Here is a 20,039-nt window from a genome sequence, read left to right as displayed (position 1 = left end):
CGGCGGCGGTCGCGTGCCGGGGACGCGTCCCGGGGACGGGGGTTTGCCGGGGTGGCGTGAGACCCCCTGGTACGGCGGCGGAGGCGGCCGCTACCGTGGGGGCTGCCTTTTGCACACGCGGGAGCTCGGAGCACCGGGCTGAGAGGGCGCTGAGGAGCGGGCACAGGCGTACGCGGGTACGCCGAGGCCACGCCGTCGCTGCGCCGACCGCCGAACCTGTTACCGGGTAATGCCGGCGTAGGGAGTAGGTCTCATGACCACGCAGGACTCACGCACGCACGCCATCGGCTGGCACAAGGACTACGTCACCGGGCCGCGGCCCGGCGTACGTGTCCCGGTCCGCCGGGTGCACCTGACCACCGGGGACGACGTGACGCTGTACGACACGTCCGGCCCGTACACCGACGCCTCCGCGGACACCGACGTCCGGCGCGGCCTCGAACCGCTGCGGGACGAGTGGATCGCCGCCCGCGGGGACACCGAGGAATACCCGGGCCGCCCGGTCCGGCCCGAGGACGACGGCCGGAAGGCCGCCCCAGGCGGGGACTTGCGCAACCTCGACGCGGTCTTCCCCGGCCGCCCCCGGCTCCCCCGGCGCGGCCGCCCCGGGCAGCCGGTCACCCAGCTCGCGTACGCGCGCCGCGGGGAGATCACCCCCGAGATGGAGTTCGTCGCCCTGCGCGAGAACGTCTCCCCGCAGACCGTCCGCGACGAGATCGCCGCGGGCCGGGCGGTGCTGCCGGCCAACGTCAACCACCCGGAGATCGAGCCGATGATCATCGGCAAGAGCTTCCTGGTGAAGGTCAACGCCAACATCGGCAACTCCGCCGTCACCTCCTCGATCGAGGAGGAGGTCGAGAAGATGACGTGGGCGACCCGGTGGGGCGCCGACACGGTCATGGACCTGTCCACGGGCCGCAACATCCACACCACCCGCGAGTGGGTGCTGCGCAACTCCCCCGTGCCCATCGGCACCGTGCCCCTCTACCAGGCGCTGGAGAAGGTCGACGGCCGCGCCGAGGAGCTGAGCTGGGAGATCTACAAGGACACGGTCATCGAGCAGGCCGAGCAAGGCGTCGACTACATGACGGTGCACGCCGGAGTGCTGTTGCGCTACGTGCCGCTCACCGCGCGCCGCAAGACCGGCATCGTCTCGCGCGGCGGCTCGATCATGGCCGCGTGGTGCCTGGCACACCACCAGGAGAACTTCCTCTACACGCACTTCGACGAGCTGTGCGAGATCCTCGCCGCCTACGACGTCACCTACTCGCTCGGCGACGGCCTGCGCCCCGGCTCCATCGCCGACGCCAACGACGAGGCGCAGTTCGCCGAGCTGCGCACCCTCGGCGAGCTCAACACCGTCGCCCGCGAGCACCAGGTGCAGACCATGATCGAGGGCCCGGGCCATGTCCCGATGCACAAGATCAAGGAGAACATCGACCTCCAGCAGGAGATCTGCGACGGCGCGCCCTTCTACACCCTCGGCCCCCTCACCACCGACATCGCGCCCGCCTACGACCACATCACCTCGGGCATCGGCGCCGCGATGATCGCCTGGTGGGGCACCGCGATGCTCTGCTACGTCACGCCCAAGGAGCACCTGGGCCTGCCCGACCGGGACGACGTCAAGACCGGGGTGATCACCTACAAGATCGCCGCGCACGCCGCCGACCTGGCCAAGGGCCACCCCGGCGCGCAGGCCTGGGACGACGCGCTGTCCGACGCCCGCTTCGAATTCCGCTGGGAGGACCAGTTCAACCTGGCCCTCGACCCGGACACGGCCCGCGCCTTCCACGACGAGACGCTGCCCGCGGAACCGGCCAAGACCGCGCACTTCTGCTCCATGTGCGGTCCCAAATTCTGCTCGATGCGCATCTCGCAGGACATCCGCAAGGCGCACGGCGGGGCTGGTCAGGCGGTCGGCGGGGACGCCGGCGACGCCGAGGTCGTGGCGGGCATGGCGGCGAAGTCCGCCGAGTTCGCCGCCGGGGGGAACCGCGTGTACCTGCCGCTGGCCGACTGAGGCGAAGGGCGTGGGGGCGTGCGGTCCCGCGGGACCGCACGCCCCCACGCCTGTCAGGCGGCGGGTACGGGGGGCGGCCAGCCGACGGTGGAGAAGCTGCGCCACAGGCCCAGTTCCAGGACAGTGGTGGCGGACAGCGACGTGGCCAGGTAGGAGCTGGGGCGGCCGGGCGGGTCCGTGCAGTTGAGGCCCTTGTGCAGGACGATGTCGATGCCGGTGTTGTTGCTGACCCGGTCCACGCCCTTCGGCGCGAACGCGTGGCACTTGTCGTGCACCGGGTCCTGGACGGACTGCCGGAAGGTCAGGCCGCGTGTGCCGATGACCTGACCGCCGGACGAGTCGGAGCAGCCGCTGGCCGCCCACACCAGCGGGGCGATCGCGCACAGGGCGGCGAGCGTACGGCGGACGCGCATGGACTTCTCCCGTCTGACCTACCCGCCTGATCAGGTACGGGACGAGTCAAACGCCGCCCGGCGGCACCCGCGAGCCGGGGCGGGCCAACCGGGTGCCCGGGGCCGGGGGATCACCGCGGGGCGGGGCGGCTCACTCCGGGGTGTGGTCGGGGCCGCCGAAGTCGGGGCTGGTGAAATCCGGGCTGCTGAAGCGCGGCGCCGTACGCGGCGGCGTCTCCTGCGGGGCGCCGAAATCGGGCCGCGAGTAGCCGAGCCGCGGGGTGCGGCGCAGCGTCGGCGCGGCGGCGGGCGCGGCACCGGCGGTGGCGGGGTCGCTCAGGGCCTCCATGAGGAAGGGCAGCATCCCGCGGGCGAGCAGCGTCTCGTGCCAGGCGTCGCGCGCCGCGAGCACCTCGGGCGGCATGCCCTCGGCCGAGTCGTGGATGGCACCGGATCCGTCCCGCAGCGCCGTCAGCAGCAGCCCTATCGCGCCCAGTAGGACCGAGGCGCCCGTGACCGCCGCGAAGAACCATCCGGCGGTGCGCAGCGGCGAGGCGATGGCCGGCTGCGGGTCCACCGCGGACATGGCGTAGCCGATGAGCAGGAAGATCAGCGCCGCCGCTCCCGCGAGCAGCGGCGTGAGGACGGCGATCACGGCGAGCAGCCCGGCGCCCGACCCGGCGCCCTCCGCGACGCCCATCGCCGCGTAGCCGAAGGCCCGGCTCTCCCGGGAGCGGGCAGCCTCGCGCACCGCGTCGCGCGCGTCGGCGCGCAGGGCGCGGTAGTCGTCGTACTCGGTGGCGGCCCGCGCGCATATCCGGTCCGCCGCGGCGAGCGCGAGCGTGCGCAACTGCTCGGCGTTGAGCGGACTTCCGGCCTCGTCCCGGCCGGCGTCAGCCCCCGCCGCGCCGCCGACCGTGCGGCCCGTACCTCGGGGGCCCCCGGTGTCGTCCTGGTCGAGGACGATGCGCAGGGCCCGGTCCAGTACGTGCTCGAAGTCGGGGCGGTCTTCGTTGAGCAGGTGTGGAGCGGTGGTCATGTGCATCCCCCGATGCTCCGACTCCCCGTGCGAGGCCGGTGTTCCGGTGACGGAACGGGCTCGGCCGACCGGATGCGCGGAGAGCGGTGTGCCTACGGATAAGGCGATGGTAGAGCGGCGAGGTGAGAGCGTGACAGGGTGCAACCGCGAAACAAGAAGAAATTGCCGCGGCCGGGTTCCGGCAAGGACGACGGGCGGCGGCAGGGAGCGGTGGCAAGGGGCAACGGGGCTCCGGCGCGGAAAACCGGACGCCCGGGGGAATCGCCGCAGTGCGTGACCGGGGGGAATCGCTGGAGTGCGCGACCGGTGGCTGCGGAAATTTCCGCGGAACAGGCCCCGGACCGGAGGAAGGCCCTCGGACTAACCGACGAGCGGGAGTTGCGCGACCAGCAGCCGGCCGTCCATCGTCACGCCGCCGTCCATCGCGACCGCGAGGCTGTCGGCGTAGATCATCGGACCGCTCACCTGGTGCCCGGATTCCTCGCCGTCCTGCGGCCCCTCACCGCCGGCCTCGCCGAGCAGGTACGGGATCGGGCTGTGGCCGTGCACGACCCGCTGCCCGCCGTAGACGCCGAGCAGTTCGCGGGCCGCCTCAGCGCCTCCGTCACCGCGGAAGGCGAAGCGCTTGGTGAACTTGCGGAAGAGATCCCAGCATTCGTCGGCGTCGTTGCGCTGCAGCACGCCGGTGACGGCGTCGTTCATCTCCTCGATGCTGCTGCCGTACTCCAGGTACGCGGTGGTGTCGGAGTGCACCAGCAGGTGGCCGTCGGTGAGGTGGGCGGCGTCCAGCCGGGAGATCCAGGTCAGATGCCGGTCCTCCAGCCGCTCCATGTCCGAGGGCTGGCCGCCGTTGAGGCGCCAGGCGGCGAGGAAGGAGGCGGTGCCGCCGGTGGAGTTGACCGGCTGGTCGCCGAAGCGGTGCGCGCCGAGCAGCAGCAGCTCGTGGTTGCCCATGAGGGCACGGCAGTAGCCGCCGGCCGCGGCGGCCTCGGCGGACAGCTGCATGACCAGCTCGATGACGCCGATGCCGTCGGGCCCGCGGTCGGTGAAGTCGCCGAGGAACCACAGCCGGGCGTTGCCCGCCGCCCAGTGGCCGGACTCGTCGACCAGGCCGCGCTCGCCGAGCGCGGCGAGCAGCTCGTCCAGATAGCCGTGCACGTCGCCGACGACGTAGAGCGGTCCGGGGCGCTCGGGGCGGTCGCCGGCGCTCTCCGAGGGGTCGGCGATGACGGGCAGGTCGTGGGCGGTCGGCGTGTACTCGGCGGGGACCAGCGGGGCGTCGCGCTGCGTCGGCTCGTACGACCGGTGCGGGGCGGGCACCGAGGGGGCCTGCGGGGGCGCGGGCGGCGAGCCGTCGAAGGAGGCGGACGGGACAGCGGCCGGTACGGGGGCGGCCGGTACGGCGGCGGGCGCCGGGTAGCCGCCGGGGGCGTACTCGTGGCCGTAGCCGGCGGCGGGCTCGTGCTCGAAGCCGGCGGCGGGGCCGTAGGCGGCGGGCGCGGGGCCGAAACCGCCGGACGGCTCGTACCGCGCGGCCTGCTCGCGGGTCGGTTCGTGGCCGAGGACGCGACCGGGCTCACGGCCCGGCTCACGTTCGGCGGCGCGCTCGTACGCCGGGGCGGGACGCCCGCCCAGCACGTGCTCGTAGCCTGCCGCGCGCTCGAATCCGGGCTCGGGACGCCAGCCTTCCGCGGTCCCGGGCTCGGCCCCCTGACCTGCCCCCTGAGTCATCGACCCCTCCACGCTCGCGCCGCCATCCGCCCATCATAGGAATGACGATGTCGCGTTGTGACATACCCGGGCAGCTGGATTTCGCAGGGTACAGACAAAACACCGCGTAGTCCCCATGGGAATGCCAAGCCTTGACGATGGATGCCCGGGCGCGGCCCGTATCGCTCCCGCGGCCCGTACCGCTCCCGGGGAGCGGCGGTCAGCCCTCCCCCTGGGTCGGCCCGCGCGGCGGGCTGACGGTGGTGCGGTGCGGACGCCGCTGCGACGAGGTGCGGACGATGAGCTCGGTGGGCATCACCTGCTGCACCGGATGGGCGGGGCCGACGCCCTCGATGGCGTCGATGAGCAGCTGCACCACGGCGGTGCCGATCCGCCGCGGTTTGAGCGACAGCGTGGTGATCGGCGGTTCGGTGGCGGCGTAGCCGGTGCTCTCGCTGCAGCAGACCAGCAGCAGGTCGTCGGGCACCCGCAGGCCGTAGCGGCGGGCGGCGGCGAGCAGGTCGGTGCCGTTGGGGTCGAAGAGCCCGTAGACCGCGTCGGGGCGGTCGGGGCGCGCGAGTAAGCGGTCGGCGGCGACCGAACCGGCGCAGGGGTCGTGCGCGGGGTAGGCCTCGTAGACCGGTTCCTGGCCGACGCGTTCGCACCACTCCAGGTAGGCGGTCGTCGACAGCCGGGTGTACGTGTCGGTGCTGGTGCCGGTGAGCAGGCCGATCCGGCGGGCGCCGGCTTCGGCGAGGTGGTCGAGGATGCCGAGGACGGCCTCCTCGTGGTCGTTGTCGACCCAGGCATGCACCGGCAGGCTGCCCGCCGGGCGGCCGTCGCTGACCACCGGCACGCCCTGCCGGACGAGTTCGGTGACCACCGGGTCCTGGTCGGAGGGGTCGACGACGACCGTGCCGTCCAGCGCCACGTTGCCCCACACGTCGTGCCGCGAGGACGCCGGCAGGATGACCAGGGCGTACCCGCGGGCGAGCGCGGCGGAGGTGGCGGCTCTGGCCATCTCCGCGAAGTACGCGAACTCGGTGAAGGTGAACGGTTCTTCGCCGTATGTCGTCACCGTCAGGCCGATCAGGCCCGACCTGCCGGTGCGCAGAGTGCGGGCGGCGGCGGACGGGCGGTAGCCCAGCCGGTCGGCGACCTCGCGGACATGGCGGCGGGTGGCGTCGGGCAGTCGGCCCTTGCCGTTGAGCGCGTCGGAGACGGTCGTGATCGAGACGCCGGCCGCTGCGGCGACGTCCCTGATCCCCGCCCGCTCCAGCCGGCGTCCGATGGACCGGCTCGCCTGGTGATTACCTGCTGCTGTCATGGCGTGCCGATAGTAGGGCGGCGTTGGTCCGTCCGGCGGCCTTCCCGGCAGGCACTGAGAAGAAAGGTTTCTCCATGATCGAAACCGTTATGCGAGGTGGAATATGCAGGCGGCAGGCTGGGAGTTGGCGGAATACGTGCGCGTGGGTGTGTTTCCATCGGCCATTGGCCCAGCGGAAGCAGCAGCGGCAACTCACTCCTACGGGGGATGCGCGCCACCCAGCGCGCCACCGGAGCATGGTGCGGCGCACGCTTCGGACGCAACTCCGGGCACGCCGAGACCCGGGTGGCGTGGGCCGATGCGCGCGCCACCCCGCGCCGACGCCGCGCCGGTGGCGCGCCACCCCTGCCGCGCCACCCCACCCCGCAGAACAGGGGTAGGGCAGGGGGTGCGGGAGGACTGTGCCCGCACCGGAGCGGGGGGTGCGGGAGGACGGGCGCCCCTTCGGACAGGGGGTGCGGGAGGACGGGCGCCCCTTCGGACAGGGGGCGGGGCGGCGGGGTGACGCACCGCACTCCCCAGCGCCGCGCCGCCCTCGTAGGGTGTGGCCATGAGCCCCGAGACCCCCAAGCTGCGCGCGGAACTGGACGGTATCCCGACCTACAAGCCGGGCCGCCCGCCGGCGGCAGCCGAAGGCGCACCCGCCTTCAAGCTGTCCTCGAACGAGAACCCGTACCCGCCGCTGCCCGGCGTCCTGGAGGCGGCGACGGCTGCCGCCGCGTCCTTCAACCGCTACCCGGACCTGGCCTGCTCGCGGCTGACCGCGGAACTGGCCGAGCGCTTCGGGGTGCCGGCCGCGCACGTGGCGACCGGAACGGGCTCCGTGGGGGTGGCGCAGCAGCTGCTCCAGGCGACATCGGGACCGGGCGACGAGGTCATCTACGCATGGCGGTCCTTCGAGGCTTATCCGATCATCACGCAGATCAGCGGGGCGCGGGCGGTGCAGGTGCCGCTGGACGCCGCCGAACGGCACGATCTGGACGCGATGGCCCACGCCGTCACCGACCGGACCCGGCTGATCTTCGTCTGCAACCCGAACAACCCGACCGGCACCGTGGTGCGCCGCGCCGAGCTGGAGCGGTTCCTGGACCGGGTGCCGGGCGATGTGCTCGTCGTACTGGACGAGGCCTACCGGGAGTTCATGACCGACCCGGAGGTGCCGGACGGCATCGACGTCTACCGGGACCGGCCCAACGTCGCGGTACTGCGCACCTTCTCCAAGGCCTACGGCCTCGCCGGGCTGCGCATCGGCTTCGCGATCGCGCACGAACCGGTCGCGGAGGCGCTGCGCAAGACCGCGGTGCCCTTCGGGGTGAGCCAGCTCGCGCAGGACGCGGCGGTCGCGAGCCTGCGGGCCGAGCCGGCGCTGCTGGAGCGGGTCGCCGGGCTGGTCGCTGAGCGGTCCCGGGTGGTGGCCGAGCTGGCGGCGCAGGGCTGGACGGTGCCGGAGACGCAGGCCAACTTCGTCTGGCTGCGGCTGGGGGAGCGCACCTCGGACTTCGCGGCGGTGTGCGAGCGGGCGGGGGCGACGGTCCGGCCGTTCGCGGGCGAGGGCGTCCGGATCACGATCGGCGAGACCGAGGCCAATGATCTCCTTCTGCGGACGGCGGCCGACTTCCGCAAGGAGTTCTGACCGAGTCCGCTCCGCAGCCGACAAATAAACCTCTGACCTGCCCGTTCGCCCCCTTACCACCCCCCGGTGGGAGGGGGCGAACGCATGTGCGCGATACTGCTTGTGAATGAGTTCACGTTCACAAGCGCGACGCAAAAGGAGACGTATCGTGCAGCTCGCACTGGAGCCACTGAACGTCGCCAGGTGGCAGTTCGGCATCACGACGGTCTACCACTTCCTGTTCGTTCCCCTGACGATCTCGCTGTCCGCGCTGACCGCGGGACTGCAGACCGCCTGGGTGCGGACCTCCAAGGAGAAGTACCTCCGGGCCACCAAGTTCTGGGGCAAGCTCTTCCTGATCAACATCGCCATGGGTGTGGTGACGGGCATCGTCCAGGAGTTCCAGTTCGGCATGAACTGGTCGGACTACTCGCGCTTCGTCGGCGACATCTTCGGTGCCCCGCTGGCCTTCGAGGCGCTCATCGCGTTCTTCTTCGAGTCGACCTTCATCGGACTGTGGATCTTCGGCTGGGACAAGCTGCCGAGGAAGATCCACCTGGCCTGCATATGGATGGTGTCGCTCGGCACGATCCTGTCGGCGTACTTCATCCTGGCGGCCAACTCCTGGATGCAGCACCCGGTCGGCTACCGCTACAACCCGGTGACCAAGCGGGCCGAGCTGACGGACTTCTGGGCCGTGCTCACCCAGAACACCGCGCTCGCGCAGTTCTTCCACACCATCTCCGCGGCCTTCCTCACCGGCGCGGCCTTCATGATCGGCATCGCCGCCTACCACCTGGCGCGCAAGCGGCACATCGCCGTGATGCGCTCCTCGCTGCGGCTCGCGCTGGTCGTCGCCGTGGTGGCCGGGGCGCTCACCGCGATCAGCGGCGACCAGCTCGGCAAGGTGATGTTCAAGCAGCAGCCCATGAAGATGGCCGCCGCGGAGGCGCTGTGGGACGGCGAGGAGGGCGCGCCCTTCTCGATCTTCGCCGTCGGTGACGTGAACAAGGGCCACAACGAGGTCGCCATCGACGTCCCCAACCTGCTGTCCTTCCTGGCCACCGACAATTTCACCTCGTACGTCGGCGGCATCAACGACGTGGAGAAGGCCGAGCAGGGCAAGTACGGCCCAGGCGACTACCGGCCGAACATCCCGGTCGCCTACTGGGGCTTCCGCTGGATGATCGGGTTCGGCGTCGTCTCGATCGGCGTCGGCGCGGCGGGCCTCTGGCTCACCCGGCGCCGGCTCTGGGTGGCACCCGAGCACCGGACCGGCCCGGACGAGGTGCCGAACCTGATGCTCACCCGCTCGACCCGCTTCGGCCCGGGACTCTCCCGCTGGTACTGGCGGCTGGCTCTGCTGACCATGGGCTTCCCGCTGCTCGCGAACTCATGGGGTTGGATCTTCACCGAGACCGGCCGCCAGCCCTGGGTCGTCTACGGCGTGCTGCGCACCCGCGACGCCGTCTCCCCCGGTGTGACCACCGGCCAGGTGCTGACCTCGCTGATCGTCTTCACCGCCCTCTATGGAGTCCTCGCCGTCGTCGAGATCGGGTTGCTCGTGAAGTACGTCAAGGCGGGCCCGCCGGAGCTGACCGACGACGACCTGCGGTCCCCCACCCGTATCGGCGGCGACGGAGGGGACGGCGACGAGCCGGCCGACCGCCCCATGGCCTTCTCGTACTGAACGGCAGGAGGAAAAGATCATGCATCTGCACGACGTCTGGTTCGCGACGATCGCCGTTCTGTGGACCGGTTACTTCTTCCTGGAGGGCTTCGACTTCGGCGTCGGGGTGCTCACCAAGCTGCTGGCGCGGGACCGCGCGGAGCGGCGCGTGCTCATCAACACGATCGGCCCGGTCTGGGACGGCAACGAGGTGTGGCTGCTCACCGCGGGCGGCGCGACCTTCGCGGCCTTTCCCGACTGGTACGCGACGCTGTTCTCCGGCTTCTACCTGCCGCTGCTGGCCATCCTGGTGTGCCTGATCGTGCGCGGGGTCGCCTTCGAATACCGCGCCAAGCGGGACGGCGAGCGCTGGCAGCGCAACTGGGAGCACGCGATCTTCTGGACCTCGCTGGTGCCCGCCGTGCTGTGGGGCGTCGCCTTCGCCAACATCGTGCACGGTGTGAAGATCGACGCGCACAAGGAGTACGTCGGCGGTTTCTGGGACCTGCTGGGCGGATACGCGCTGCTGGGCGGGCTGGTGACGCTGGTGCTCTTCACCTTCCACGGCGCGGTGTTCGTCTCGCTCAAGACGGTCGGCCCGATACGGGAGCGGGCGCGGGCCTTCGCCACCCGGGTGGGGGCGCTCGCGGTCGTCCTGGCGTCGGCCTTCCTGATCTGGACCCAGGCCGCGAGCGGCAACGGGCGCAGCCTGGTCGCGCTGGTCGTGGCCGTGGTCGCGCTGCTGCTCGCGCTGGGCGCGAACGCCGCCGGGCGGGAGGGCTGGTCGTTCGCCTTCTCCGGGGTGACGATCGCGGCGACCGTGGCGCTGCTCTTCCTGAGCCTGTTCCCGAACGTGATGCCGTCCTCGCTGGACAGCGCGTGGAACCTGACGGTGAGCAACTCCTCGGCGACCCCGTACACGCTGCGGATCATGACATGGTGCGCGGCCGTCGCCACACCTCTGGTGCTGCTCTACCAGGGCTGGACGTACTGGGTGTTCCGCAAGCGCATCGGGACGCAGCACATCGCCGGGGCAAAGCCCGCGGGCGTCCCGGCCGGGGGAGCGCGGTGATGTTCCACGTGAAACACATTCGCGACGCAAAGGGGTGTTCCACGTGAAACCGGTCGATCCGCGGCTTCTGCGGTACGCGCGCACCACCCGGGTCTTCCTCGCGGGCACGGTGGCGCTGGGACTGGCGGGTGCCGGACTCATCGTCGCGCAGGCGACGCTGCTCGCGGACCTCGTGGTCGGCGGCTTCCAGCACGGTGAGGGGACCGGCCGGCTGGGCGGCGACCTGCTGTGGCTGGCCGCCGTGTCGGTGGGGCGGGCGCTGGTGGCCTGGCTGACCGAGCTGTGCGCGCACCGCTCGGGGGCCGCGGTCACCTCGCAGCTTCGGGGGCGTCTGCTGGAGAAGGCCACCGCGCTGGGACCGGCCTGGCTGACAGGCCGGCGCAGCGGGGAGCTGACCACCCTGGCCACCCGCGGTATCGACGCGCTGGACGACTACTTCGCCCGCTACCTGCCGCAACTGGGGCTCGCCGCCGTGGTACCCGCGGTGGTGCTGGCCCGGATCGTGCTGGCGGACTGGATCTCGGCGCTCACCATCGTGCTGACACTGCCGCTGATCCCGCTGTTCATGGTGCTCGTCGGCTGGGCCACGCGAGACCGGATGGACCGGCAGTGGCGGCTGCTGGGCAGGCTCTCCGGCCACTTCCTGGACGTGGTCGCCGGGCTCCCGACGCTCAAGGTCTTCGGACGCGCCAAGGCGCAGGCCGAGAGCATCCGCGCCATCACCGGCGACTACCGCAGGGCCACGCTGCGGACGCTGCGGATCGCCTTCCTGTCGTCCTTCGTGCTGGAGCTGCTGGCGACGATCTCGGTCGCGCTGGTCGCCGTCGACATCGGTATGCGCCTGGTGCACGGCGAGCTGTCGCTGCGCACCGGGCTGCTGGTGCTGATCCTCGCGCCCGAGGCGTATCTGCCGCTGCGGCAGGTCGGGGCGCAGTACCACGCCGCCGCGGAGGGGCTGGCCGCAGCCGAGCAGGTCTTCGAGGTGCTGGAGACCGAGCCCGCCGCCCGGCCGGGTACTACCCCGGCGCCCGACCTGGGCACCGCGACCGTACGGGTCGAGGGCCTGGCCGTACGCAGCGAGGGGTCGCTCGCGCCCACGTCCTTCACCCTCGCACCCGGCGAGACGCTGGCCGTCACGGGGCCCAGCGGCGTCGGCAAGACCACGCTGCTCGGCGCGCTGCTCGGCTTCGCCCCCGCGGCGCAGGGCCGTATCACCGTCGAGGCCGCGGACGGCACGGCGGTCGACCTGCGCACGATCGACCCCGCCTCCTGGTACCGGCAGATCGCCTGGGTGCCGCAGCGGCCGCACCTCTTCCCGGGCACGGTCGCGGACAACGTGCGGCTCGTCCGGCCCGACGCCCCCGACGCCGATGTGGACGCCGCGCTGGCGGCGGCCGGGGTGCTGGGCTTCGCCACCCCCGACGACGTCATCGGGGAGGACGGTGCCGGGCTGTCCGCGGGCCAGCGGCAGCGCCTCGCCCTGGCCCGCGCCTTCCTCGCCGACCGTCCGCTGCTGCTGCTCGACGAGCCGACCGCAAACCTGGACGGCGACACCGAGGCCGCGCTCGTCGCGACGCTGCGCGACCTGACCCGCGGCCGGACGACGGTGCTGGTCGCGCACCGTCCGGCGCTGCTGCCGCTGGCCGGCCGCGTCCTGGCGCTGAAGCCCGCGGAGGGCGCCGCGATGGGGACCGGGGGCGGTACCGCTGCGGAGGGAACGGCTTCCGGCGCCGCGGTGGAGCGGAGGGAGGCTGTCGCGGCGGGGGAGCCGTGGGGGCGCGGCGCGGCGGTGGCGGCTGCGGGGGCCGGGGCTGCCCGTGCTGCCGCGGTCGCCTCGGGCGATGCCGGTGGAGGTCCCGCCGGAGCCGCCGGTGACGAGGGGGCGGGCCTGCTGCGGGGGCGCGGGCTGCCGCCGATGGCGCGAGCACGCGGATTCCGCGGGCGGTTCGCCGCCGCGTGCGGGCTGGGCGCGCTCGCGCTGCTCTCGTCGGTGGGGCTGATGGCGACGTCCGGGTGGCTGATCAGCCGGGCCTCGCAGCAGCCGCCGGTGCTCTACCTGATGGTGGCCGTGACCGCGACCCGCGCCTTCGGTATCGGGCGGGCCGCCTTCCGCTACGGGGAGCGGCTGATCGCGCACGACGCCGTCTTCCGGGCGCTGGCGGGCGTGCGGGTCGCCGTCTACCGGCGGCTGGAGCGGCTGGCGCCCGCGGGCCTGCGCGAGCGGCGGCGCGGTGATCTGCTGTCGCGGCTGGTCGCGGACGTGGACGCGGTCCAGGACCACTACCTGCGCTGGCTCCAGCCCGCCGTCACCGCCGGGCTCGTGGTGCTGACCTCCGCGGCCTTCGCAGGCTGGCTGCTGCCCGCCGCCGGTATCGCCGTCGGCGCGGGGCTGCTGGTCGCCGGGGTCGCGGTGCCCGCGCTGGCCGCGGCCGCCGCCCGCCGGACCGAGGCCCGGCTCGCCCCGGCCCGCGGGGAGCTGTCGGCCCGGGTGCTGGCCCTCTTCACCGGGACCGCGGAGCTGACGGTGGCCGGTGCGCTCGACAAGCGCCGTGCGCAGGCCGCCGACGCCGACCGCACCCTCACCGCGGTCGCCACCCGGTCCGCCGCGGTGACCGCACTGGGTGCCGGGCTGACCACGCTGGCCTGCGGCCTCACCGTGACGGCCTGCGGCTGGCTCGGGGTACGCGCGGTGGCCGCGCACCAGATGCCGGGAGTAGCTCTCGCGGCACTGCTGCTCGCGCCGCTCGCCGCCTTCGAGGCCGTCAACGGCATGCCGCTCGCCGCGCAGCAGCGGCAGCGCAGCCGCCGGGCGGCCGAGCGGGTGAACGACGTGCTCGACGCCCCGCTGCCGGTCCGCGAGCCCGAGCACCCGGCGGCCCCGCCCGCCTCGCCCTTCCCGCTGGTGGTCGCGGGCCTGACCGCGCGCCACCCCGGCCGTACGGAACCGGCGCTGGACGGCGTCGACCTCACCCTCAACGCCGGGCGCCGGGTGGCGGTCGTCGGCCCGTCGGGTGCGGGCAAGACCACGCTGGCCCATGTGCTGCTGCGCTTCCTGGACGCCGAGTCCGGCACGTACACCCTGGGCGGCGTGCCCGCGGCCGACTGCGACGGCGACGACGTACGGCGGTTGGTCGGGCTGTGCGCACAGGACGCACATGTGTTCGACAGTACGGTCCGGGAGAACCTGCGGCTGGCCAGGCCCGGCGCCGGGGACGACGACCTGCGCGCCGCGCTGGCCGCCGCCCGCCTGGACCTCGGCCTGGACACGGCTGTCGGCGAGCACGGGGCCCGGCTGTCCGGCGGCATGCGCCAGCGCCTCGCGCTGGCCCGCGCCCTGCTCGCCGGCTTCCCCGTGCTGGTGCTGGACGAGCCCGCCGAGCACTTGGACACCGCCACCGCCGACGCCCTGACCGCCGATCTGCTGGACGCGACCCGGGCGCACGACCGTACGACGCTGATCGTCACGCACCGGCTCGCCGGGCTCGCGGGCGACGCCGTCGACGAGATCGTGGTGCTGGACGCGGGACGGGTCGTACAGCGCGGCTCCTACCGCGAGCTGGCCGCGGCGGACGGCCCCTTCCGCCGCACCCTCGACCGCGAGCGGCTCGCCGACGCGGCTGCGGCGGCCGGGGTCGGGGCTGCCGGGGCCGGGGTGCGGCTGCCCGTCGCGGCCTGACACCCGGCGAACCAAGGGGCCCATGGCGGAGGCGGCCTCCCGGCCCGGTTGCCGTGGCATCCGGGCCGGAGGACGCTGGGAAAGGAGGGCGCGACCGCGGTTTTCCGTGCGCGCAAGGCGCAGATCGCCGGCCGCGCGCTGCCGGAAGGGTGAATCCCCATGCGGATGCTGCTCACCGCGAGGATGGACACCGAGGCCGCGAACCACGCGGTGGACGACGGCACACTGTCCAAGATGGTGCAGGAAATGGCCGAGGAGCTGCGCCCGGAGTCCGCCTATTTCACGGCGGCCGAAGGCGACCGCTGCTGCTACATGGTCTTCGACATGAAGGACAGCGCGCAGATGCCGCCGATGCTCGAACCGTTCTTCCATGCCGGGGCGAAGGTTGACGTGCGCCCCGTGATGACCATGGACGACCTGCAGACCGGGCTGGCGAGCCTGGGCCGCTGAAATCCGGGTCCCGTCCGCCCCGCGTGACCTCAGGAAAGGGCTCCGGCCGCAACCGGACGCTCCCCGGAAGCCGGCCGGGACACTCCCCGCAATCACCGCAGAATCCCCCTCGCCACCTGCCGTGGCAGGCGCATATTGCGCCAGGCAGGTGGCGTTGGTCTGAATATCGGCGAACTCGGGGTGCGGATCCGGCGAATCCGTGCTCGTTTCCCCATCATCGGATTAGTCAGCTCGATGGATAGAAACGAGAGAGGTCATGGCTGCCACCACTTCCCGGATCAGCGCCTTCTGGGCCGCTTTCCTGAACCTTCTGATCACCTGCATCGGTGCCCTCGGCTTCACCGCCCCGGCCCGCCTCCGCGCCGCCGCCTCGGCCACGTCGGCCGTCCCGGCCGCCCCCACCACCCCGGCTGCCCCCGCCGTTCCGCCCCGGCCGACCGTCGCGCCGCTCGTCCCGGCCGGCCGCACTGCCGCCGGGTCCCCGACGCAGGCGCCCGTACGTGCGGGGCTGCCCGCCGTACCGCCGCAAGCGGCGTCCGGGCGCGGGCGGACGGCTGCCCTACCGGCGCAGGCCACGGCGTCGCCGGAGCCGCGGGCCGGTGCTCCCGCCCGCCGGAAGAGCGCTCCGGGGGACCGCCCCGCCGTCCCGTCCGGCCGGACCTTCGTGCCCGCCCCGCGGCCCTACGCGCGGGAGCGGTCGCTGCCGCCGACGATGAAGCAGCGCATCGGCGCCGAAGCGCACGGTGCCTCCCCCAGCGCGCGCAGCGTGGCCGAGCCGCTCGACATCCTCGCGGTCGGCCCGCTCGTCTCCGCGGCCGTCGCCGGCCAGGGCGAGGCCCGGATCCCCGCCGCCCGCCGACGCGACCGCGCGCTGTGCGGCTGACCGCGGTCCCCGCACGCTGCGCGCTGCGCCACCGCGGCCGGGCGTCCGGCACCGCACACCGCATGCCCCCGCTCCACCCCGCGGCCCCGGCCGGCGTACGCCACCGCGTCACCACGGCGCCTTTTCGCGGCGACGGCGACCGGCCCGTACGGACGACCGGCGATCCCGGCAGTCTCTGCAAGTATCTGTAGCCGCAGGTATCTGCAGTCCCGGACACCCCAGCAGTCCCGGACACCCCAGCAGTACCGCACCGTGCAGGACCCGTGTCACACCCCGTCCCACCGGCTCTGCTGAGCACGTATCCGCACCTTTGTGCGGGACAAGCGCGGCGGATACGGGAGTATGGGATACGTGACCCAAGCCATCGGTGCCCCCGGAGGGCATTCCCGCTCCACGGGCGCGCACCAGCAGCCCCACGCACACGACGACATCGCCATGGCCTCGCCGCGGCTGATCGCCACCGACCTGGACGGAACGTTGCTGCGCAACGACCGGACCGTGTCGCCGCGTACGGTCGCCGCACTCGCCGCCGCGGAAGCGGCCGGCATAGAGGTCTTCTTCGTCACCGGGCGGCCCGCCCGGTGGATGGGTGTCGTCGCCGAACACCTCGCAGGCCACGGGATGGCGATCCTGGCCAACGGCGCGGCGGTCGTCGACCTGCGCGCCGGCCGGCTGATCGAGGCATTCCCGCTGCCCGAGGACGACGCCCTGGCCGTCGCGCGCGATCTGCGCGCCGCTCTGCCCGGCACCGCCTTCGCGGTCGAGCGCGCCTTCCGTTTCCGGCGCGAACCCGCGTACGCCCCCGTCGAGCCCGATGGTGCTCCGGCGGCGTCGATCGAGGTGCTGCTTGCCGAGGACGGCGCGCTACCGCTGCTGAAACTGCTGGTCAAGCACCCCTCGATGGATCCTGATGCCTTCCTTGCGGCGGCGCTGGACGTCGTCGGCGGGCGGGCCGAGGTCACCCGTTCCAGCGACTACGCGCTGCTGGAGGTCAGTGGCGCGGGCGTCAGCAAGGCGACCACGCTCGCCCGCTGCTGCGCCGAACGCGGGGTCACCCCGGCCGAGGTCGTGGCCTTTGGTGACATGCCCAACGACCTGGCGATGCTCGGCTGGGCCGGCACCTCCTACGCCGTCGCCAACGCCCACCCCGCCGTCCTGGCCGCCACCACCCGCAGGACGGCGGCGAACGAGGACGACGGGGTGGCCCGGGTGATCGAGCGGATCGTCGCGGCCCGCAGCAACTGACCGTCCCGCACCCGGCTCCCGCGCCGTTCCCCTTCCCGTGTCCGTTCCCGTTCCCGTTACGACGACAGCGGGGCCACGACGGAGAAGACCGCACCCTGCGGATCCTGGACGACAGCCATCCGGCCGACCTTGTCCATGTCGAAGGGCGGGGCGAGCACGTTGCCGCCCGCGTGCACGACCGCGTCGACGATGCTGTCGGTGTCGTCGACGGCGAAGCTGATCAGCCAGTGCGGCGGGGTGTTCGGGGGCAGGTTCTCCATGCCCTGGACGCCGCCGATGGTGCGGCCGTTGACCTGGAAGCCGGTGAATTCCGGCATCTCGGGCATCGGGCCCGCGGTCACACCGAGCACGGCCGAGTAGAACGCGCCCGAGGCCTTGGGGTCGGGGCTGTGCAGCTGGTTCCACACCAGCGCGCCGTGCTCGTTGACGATCTCGGCGCCCTTGAAGTCGCGCGGCTCCCACACGCCGAAGACAGCGCCCTGCGGATCCGCGGCCACGAACATCCGCCCGAGCGTCATGACGTCCATGGCGGGCATGATCACGGTGCCGCCGTTCGCGGCGACCTTCGCCGCCGTGTCGTCCGCGTCGAGGACCGAGAAGTACGTGGTCCAGGCGGTGGGCGGGGTCGGCTGGCCCTCCTGGGCCTGGGTCTTCATCAGACCGGCGACCGGCTTGCCCTTCTGCAGGCAGACCGAGTAGCCGCCGTACTCGTCCGGCCCGATCTCGGCCTGCCAGCCGAAGAGGTCGCGGTAGAAGTCGAGGCCGGCCTGCTGGTCGGGCACCATCAGGTCGATCCAGCACGGTGTGCCGGGGTCGTAGGGGCCGGTGACTTCGGGCATCTGGCGTCTCCTTGCCTGGTGCGGGCGCCGAGCGGGCGCCCGGCGGACGTCTCCCCGGTCCGGCCGGACGACCGGGCCGCCCCCACGGGTGAACCACCCCCCCGGCTTCCACCCTCCCCGCCGCCCGCTGCTCCCGCTACCCGAGCACGCCCGAGGGTGCGCCCGCTTCGCTGTCGGAAGGCGGGCCGGCGGCGGGGCCGGGGAACCGGGGGGCACCCGATCGGCCCTTCAGCGGAAGGCGGGGGCGTGGGCCGCGGCCCAGTCGGCGAAGGAGCCCGCGGGGCGGCCCAGCAGCCGTTCGACGTCGCCGGAGACCGCCTGCTCCGCGGGCAGCGGGGTGCCGAGGATGCCGAGGGTGGCGTCCACGACCGGTTCGGGCATGAAGGTGAGCATCCGCGTCCGGGCCTCGTCCCGGCTCTGCTCGACGAAGCGCACCTCCTCGCCGAGGGCGGCGCCGATCGCCCGGGCCTGCTCGCGCGGGGTGACGGCGGCGGGCCCGGTCAGCACGTACGTCCTCCCCGCGTGGCCCTCCCCGCCGCCCGCCAGGACGGCCGCCGCGGTCGCGGCGATGTCCGCGGGGTCGATGACGGGCAGGGCGACGTCGCCGAAGGGCGCGACGACCGTGCGCTCGGCGCGGACGGACTCGGCCCAGCCCAGGGAGTTGGTCGCGAAACCGCTCGGGCGCAGCACCGTCCACTCCAGGCCCGAGCCGCGGACGGCCGCCTCGAAGGCCGCCGGGTGGGCGTACGCCTCGGGGCGGGTGCCGGCGCCCTGCGAGGAGAGCAGGACGACACGGCGGACACCCGCGGTCTTCGCCGCGTCCAGCACCGCATGCGGGTCGTCCCCGGCGACGAGCAGGAAGAGCGCGTCCGCCCCGTCGAACGCTTCTCGCAGACCGCCGGGCTCGGCGAGGTCGCCTGGTACGCGGCGGACGCCCGCGGGTGAGTCGCCGGGCTGCGGCCGGCGGGACATCGCCGCCACCTGCTCGCCGGACGCGGCCAGCGTCTCCACCACTCGGCTGCCGACGTTCCCGGAGGCTCCGGTCACCACGATCATGATTGCTCCTCAGATCTGCGCAGGTCCGTTCGCCTGCTGACCCGACGAAGCTAACATCGTGTGGATAGTAGGTACCTAGGGGAAAGTATTGGCGTTCGGACTCAGGAGGAGGAGCCGGCGAGCTGGGCCAGGCCCTCGGCGGCGACGCGGATGAAGACATCGTGGTCCGCGGCGAATTCTGAGTCCGGGATCGGGCGGTGCAGCACGATCTCGGTGATGCCGAGCTCGGCGTGCCGGCCGGCGAAGTCCACGAAGGCGTCGACGGAGTCCAGCATGGAGTTCCGGTCCGGGGTGAAGCCGGTGAGCATGATGCGCTCCAGCTCCCCGGGGTCCCGCCCGGCGGCCGCGCATGCCTCGCCGAGCCTTTCGACCTGGCCGCGGATCGCCGCCCGCGACTGCTCCGGGGTGCCTTCGTCGAAGAGCGCCGGATCGCCGGTGGTCACCCACGCCTGGCCGTACCGGGCGGCGAGGGCGAGGCCGCGCGGCCCGGTCGCGGCGACCGCGAAGGGCAGCCGGGGGCGCTGCACGCAGCCGGGGATGTTGCGCGCCTCGTCGGCGGTGTAATACGTGCCGCGCTCGGTGACCGCCCCGTGCGTGAGCAATTCGTCGAGCAGCCCGACGAACTCCCCGAACCGCGCCGCCCGCTCCCGCGGCGACCACGGCTCCTGGCCCAGCGCGGTGGCGTCGAACCCGGTACCGCCCGAGCCGATGCCGAGCACGACCCGCCCGCCGGAGATGTCGTCGAGCGACATCAGCTCCTTCGCGAGAGTGACCGGATGCCGGAAGTTCGGCGACGTCACGAGGGTGCCGAGGCGGATCCGCTCCGTGAGGGCCGCGGCGGCGGTCAGCGTCGGCAGCGCCCCGAACCACGGCTTGTCCCGGAACGTCCGCCACGACAGGTGGTCGTAGGTGTAAGCGGCGTGGAACCCCAGCTCCTCGGCCTCCCGCCACACCTCCCGGCCCTCGTCGTGCCAGCGGTAGATGGGCAGGATCACGGTGCTCAGTCGCATGAGGGCGACACTATGCCGTTCCCGCGCGAAAACGGG

General features: G+C 73.1%; 15 protein-coding genes and 1 riboswitch. Of the genes, 8 read left to right on the top strand and 7 right to left on the bottom strand.

Annotated features, from left to right (window positions below; genetic code table 11):
• Positions 1 to 107: 107 nt before the first annotated feature.
• A riboswitch (TPP riboswitch) is annotated at positions 108 to 261 on the top strand.
• Entirely contained in the window at positions 254 to 2,023 is a 1,770-nt protein-coding gene (thiC, locus tag IH54_RS0103065) for a phosphomethylpyrimidine synthase ThiC (RefSeq protein WP_031512658.1), read from the top strand. (Overlaps the previous riboswitch by 8 nt.)
• Before the next feature lie 53 nt (positions 2,024 to 2,076).
• Here thiC and IH54_RS41340 read toward each other — a convergent pair whose 3' ends face one another.
• The 4 genes from IH54_RS41340 to IH54_RS0103045 all read right to left on the bottom strand — a co-directional run bounded on the left by IH54_RS41340 (position 2,077) and on the right by IH54_RS0103045 (position 6,491).
• A complete protein-coding gene (locus IH54_RS41340; RefSeq protein ID WP_052397007.1) occupies positions 2,077 to 2,436 on the bottom strand; it encodes a hypothetical protein in 360 nt (119 codons plus the stop codon).
• Positions 2,437 to 2,566: 130 nt separating this feature from the next.
• Entirely contained in the window at positions 2,567 to 3,460 is an 894-nt protein-coding gene (locus tag IH54_RS0103055; protein WP_031512655.1) for a hypothetical protein, read from the bottom strand.
• Positions 3,461 to 3,814: 354 nt separating this feature from the next.
• Complete coding sequence (locus IH54_RS0103050; RefSeq protein ID WP_078861890.1) at positions 3,815 to 5,185, bottom strand: metallophosphoesterase; 1,371 nt, start codon at positions 5,183 to 5,185, stop codon at positions 3,815 to 3,817.
• A gap of 199 nt (positions 5,186 to 5,384) precedes the next feature.
• The gene (locus tag IH54_RS0103045; protein WP_031512652.1) at positions 5,385 to 6,491 is read right to left on the bottom strand and encodes a LacI family DNA-binding transcriptional regulator; all 1,107 of its coding nucleotides are present in this window, start codon (positions 6,489 to 6,491) and stop codon (positions 5,385 to 5,387) included.
• 550 nt (positions 6,492 to 7,041) lie between these two features.
• Between IH54_RS0103045 and hisC the strand changes: the two genes are divergently transcribed.
• From hisC to IH54_RS0103005, 7 genes are all read left to right on the top strand, one after another.
• The gene (hisC, locus tag IH54_RS0103040) at positions 7,042 to 8,124 is read left to right on the top strand and encodes a histidinol-phosphate transaminase (RefSeq protein WP_031512651.1); all 1,083 of its coding nucleotides are present in this window, start codon (positions 7,042 to 7,044) and stop codon (positions 8,122 to 8,124) included.
• Positions 8,125 to 8,272: 148 nt separating this feature from the next.
• A complete protein-coding gene (locus IH54_RS0103035) occupies positions 8,273 to 9,793 on the top strand; it encodes a cytochrome ubiquinol oxidase subunit I (RefSeq protein WP_031512650.1) in 1,521 nt (506 codons plus the stop codon).
• Positions 9,794 to 9,812: 19 nt separating this feature from the next.
• Positions 9,813 to 10,844, top strand: coding sequence for a cytochrome d ubiquinol oxidase subunit II (gene cydB / locus IH54_RS0103030; protein WP_031512649.1), 1,032 nt, complete (start codon positions 9,813 to 9,815; stop codon positions 10,842 to 10,844).
• A 43-nt stretch (positions 10,845 to 10,887) separates the two neighbouring features.
• Complete coding sequence (cydD, locus tag IH54_RS0103025) at positions 10,888 to 14,520, top strand: thiol reductant ABC exporter subunit CydD (RefSeq protein WP_031512647.1); 3,633 nt, start codon at positions 10,888 to 10,890, stop codon at positions 14,518 to 14,520.
• Between the two features lie 159 nt (positions 14,521 to 14,679).
• Positions 14,680 to 14,970: a DUF3303 family protein gene (locus IH54_RS0103020; protein WP_031512646.1), complete on the top strand. Its 291-nt coding sequence runs from the start codon at positions 14,680 to 14,682 to the stop codon at positions 14,968 to 14,970.
• Between the two features lie 256 nt (positions 14,971 to 15,226).
• A complete protein-coding gene (locus tag IH54_RS41335; protein WP_031512645.1) occupies positions 15,227 to 15,853 on the top strand; it encodes a DUF6344 domain-containing protein in 627 nt (208 codons plus the stop codon).
• Positions 15,854 to 16,288: 435 nt separating this feature from the next.
• Complete coding sequence (locus IH54_RS0103005) at positions 16,289 to 17,098, top strand: HAD family hydrolase (RefSeq protein ID WP_031512642.1); 810 nt, start codon at positions 16,289 to 16,291, stop codon at positions 17,096 to 17,098.
• Between the two features lie 56 nt (positions 17,099 to 17,154).
• Here the strand turns inward: IH54_RS0103005 and IH54_RS0103000 are convergent, their stop codons facing one another.
• From IH54_RS0103000 to IH54_RS0102990, 3 genes are all read right to left on the bottom strand, one after another.
• Positions 17,155 to 17,937 (bottom strand): VOC family protein, encoded by a 783-nt coding sequence (locus IH54_RS0103000; protein WP_031512640.1) that lies wholly within the window; start codon positions 17,935 to 17,937, stop codon positions 17,155 to 17,157.
• A 228-nt stretch (positions 17,938 to 18,165) separates the two neighbouring features.
• Complete coding sequence (locus IH54_RS0102995) at positions 18,166 to 18,993, bottom strand: NAD(P)H-binding protein (RefSeq protein ID WP_031512639.1); 828 nt, start codon at positions 18,991 to 18,993, stop codon at positions 18,166 to 18,168.
• 101 nt (positions 18,994 to 19,094) lie between these two features.
• The gene (locus IH54_RS0102990) at positions 19,095 to 20,003 is read right to left on the bottom strand and encodes an LLM class flavin-dependent oxidoreductase (protein ID WP_031512638.1); all 909 of its coding nucleotides are present in this window, start codon (positions 20,001 to 20,003) and stop codon (positions 19,095 to 19,097) included.
• Between the last annotated feature and the right edge of the window lie 36 nt (positions 20,004 to 20,039).

The organism is Streptomyces sp. NRRL F-5123 (genome assembly GCF_000721495.1).
Classification (GTDB): domain Bacteria; phylum Actinomycetota; class Actinomycetes; order Streptomycetales; family Streptomycetaceae; genus Actinacidiphila.
Note: the sequence above shows the minus strand (reverse complement) of the source record. Positions and strands in the feature narration are given on the sequence as shown.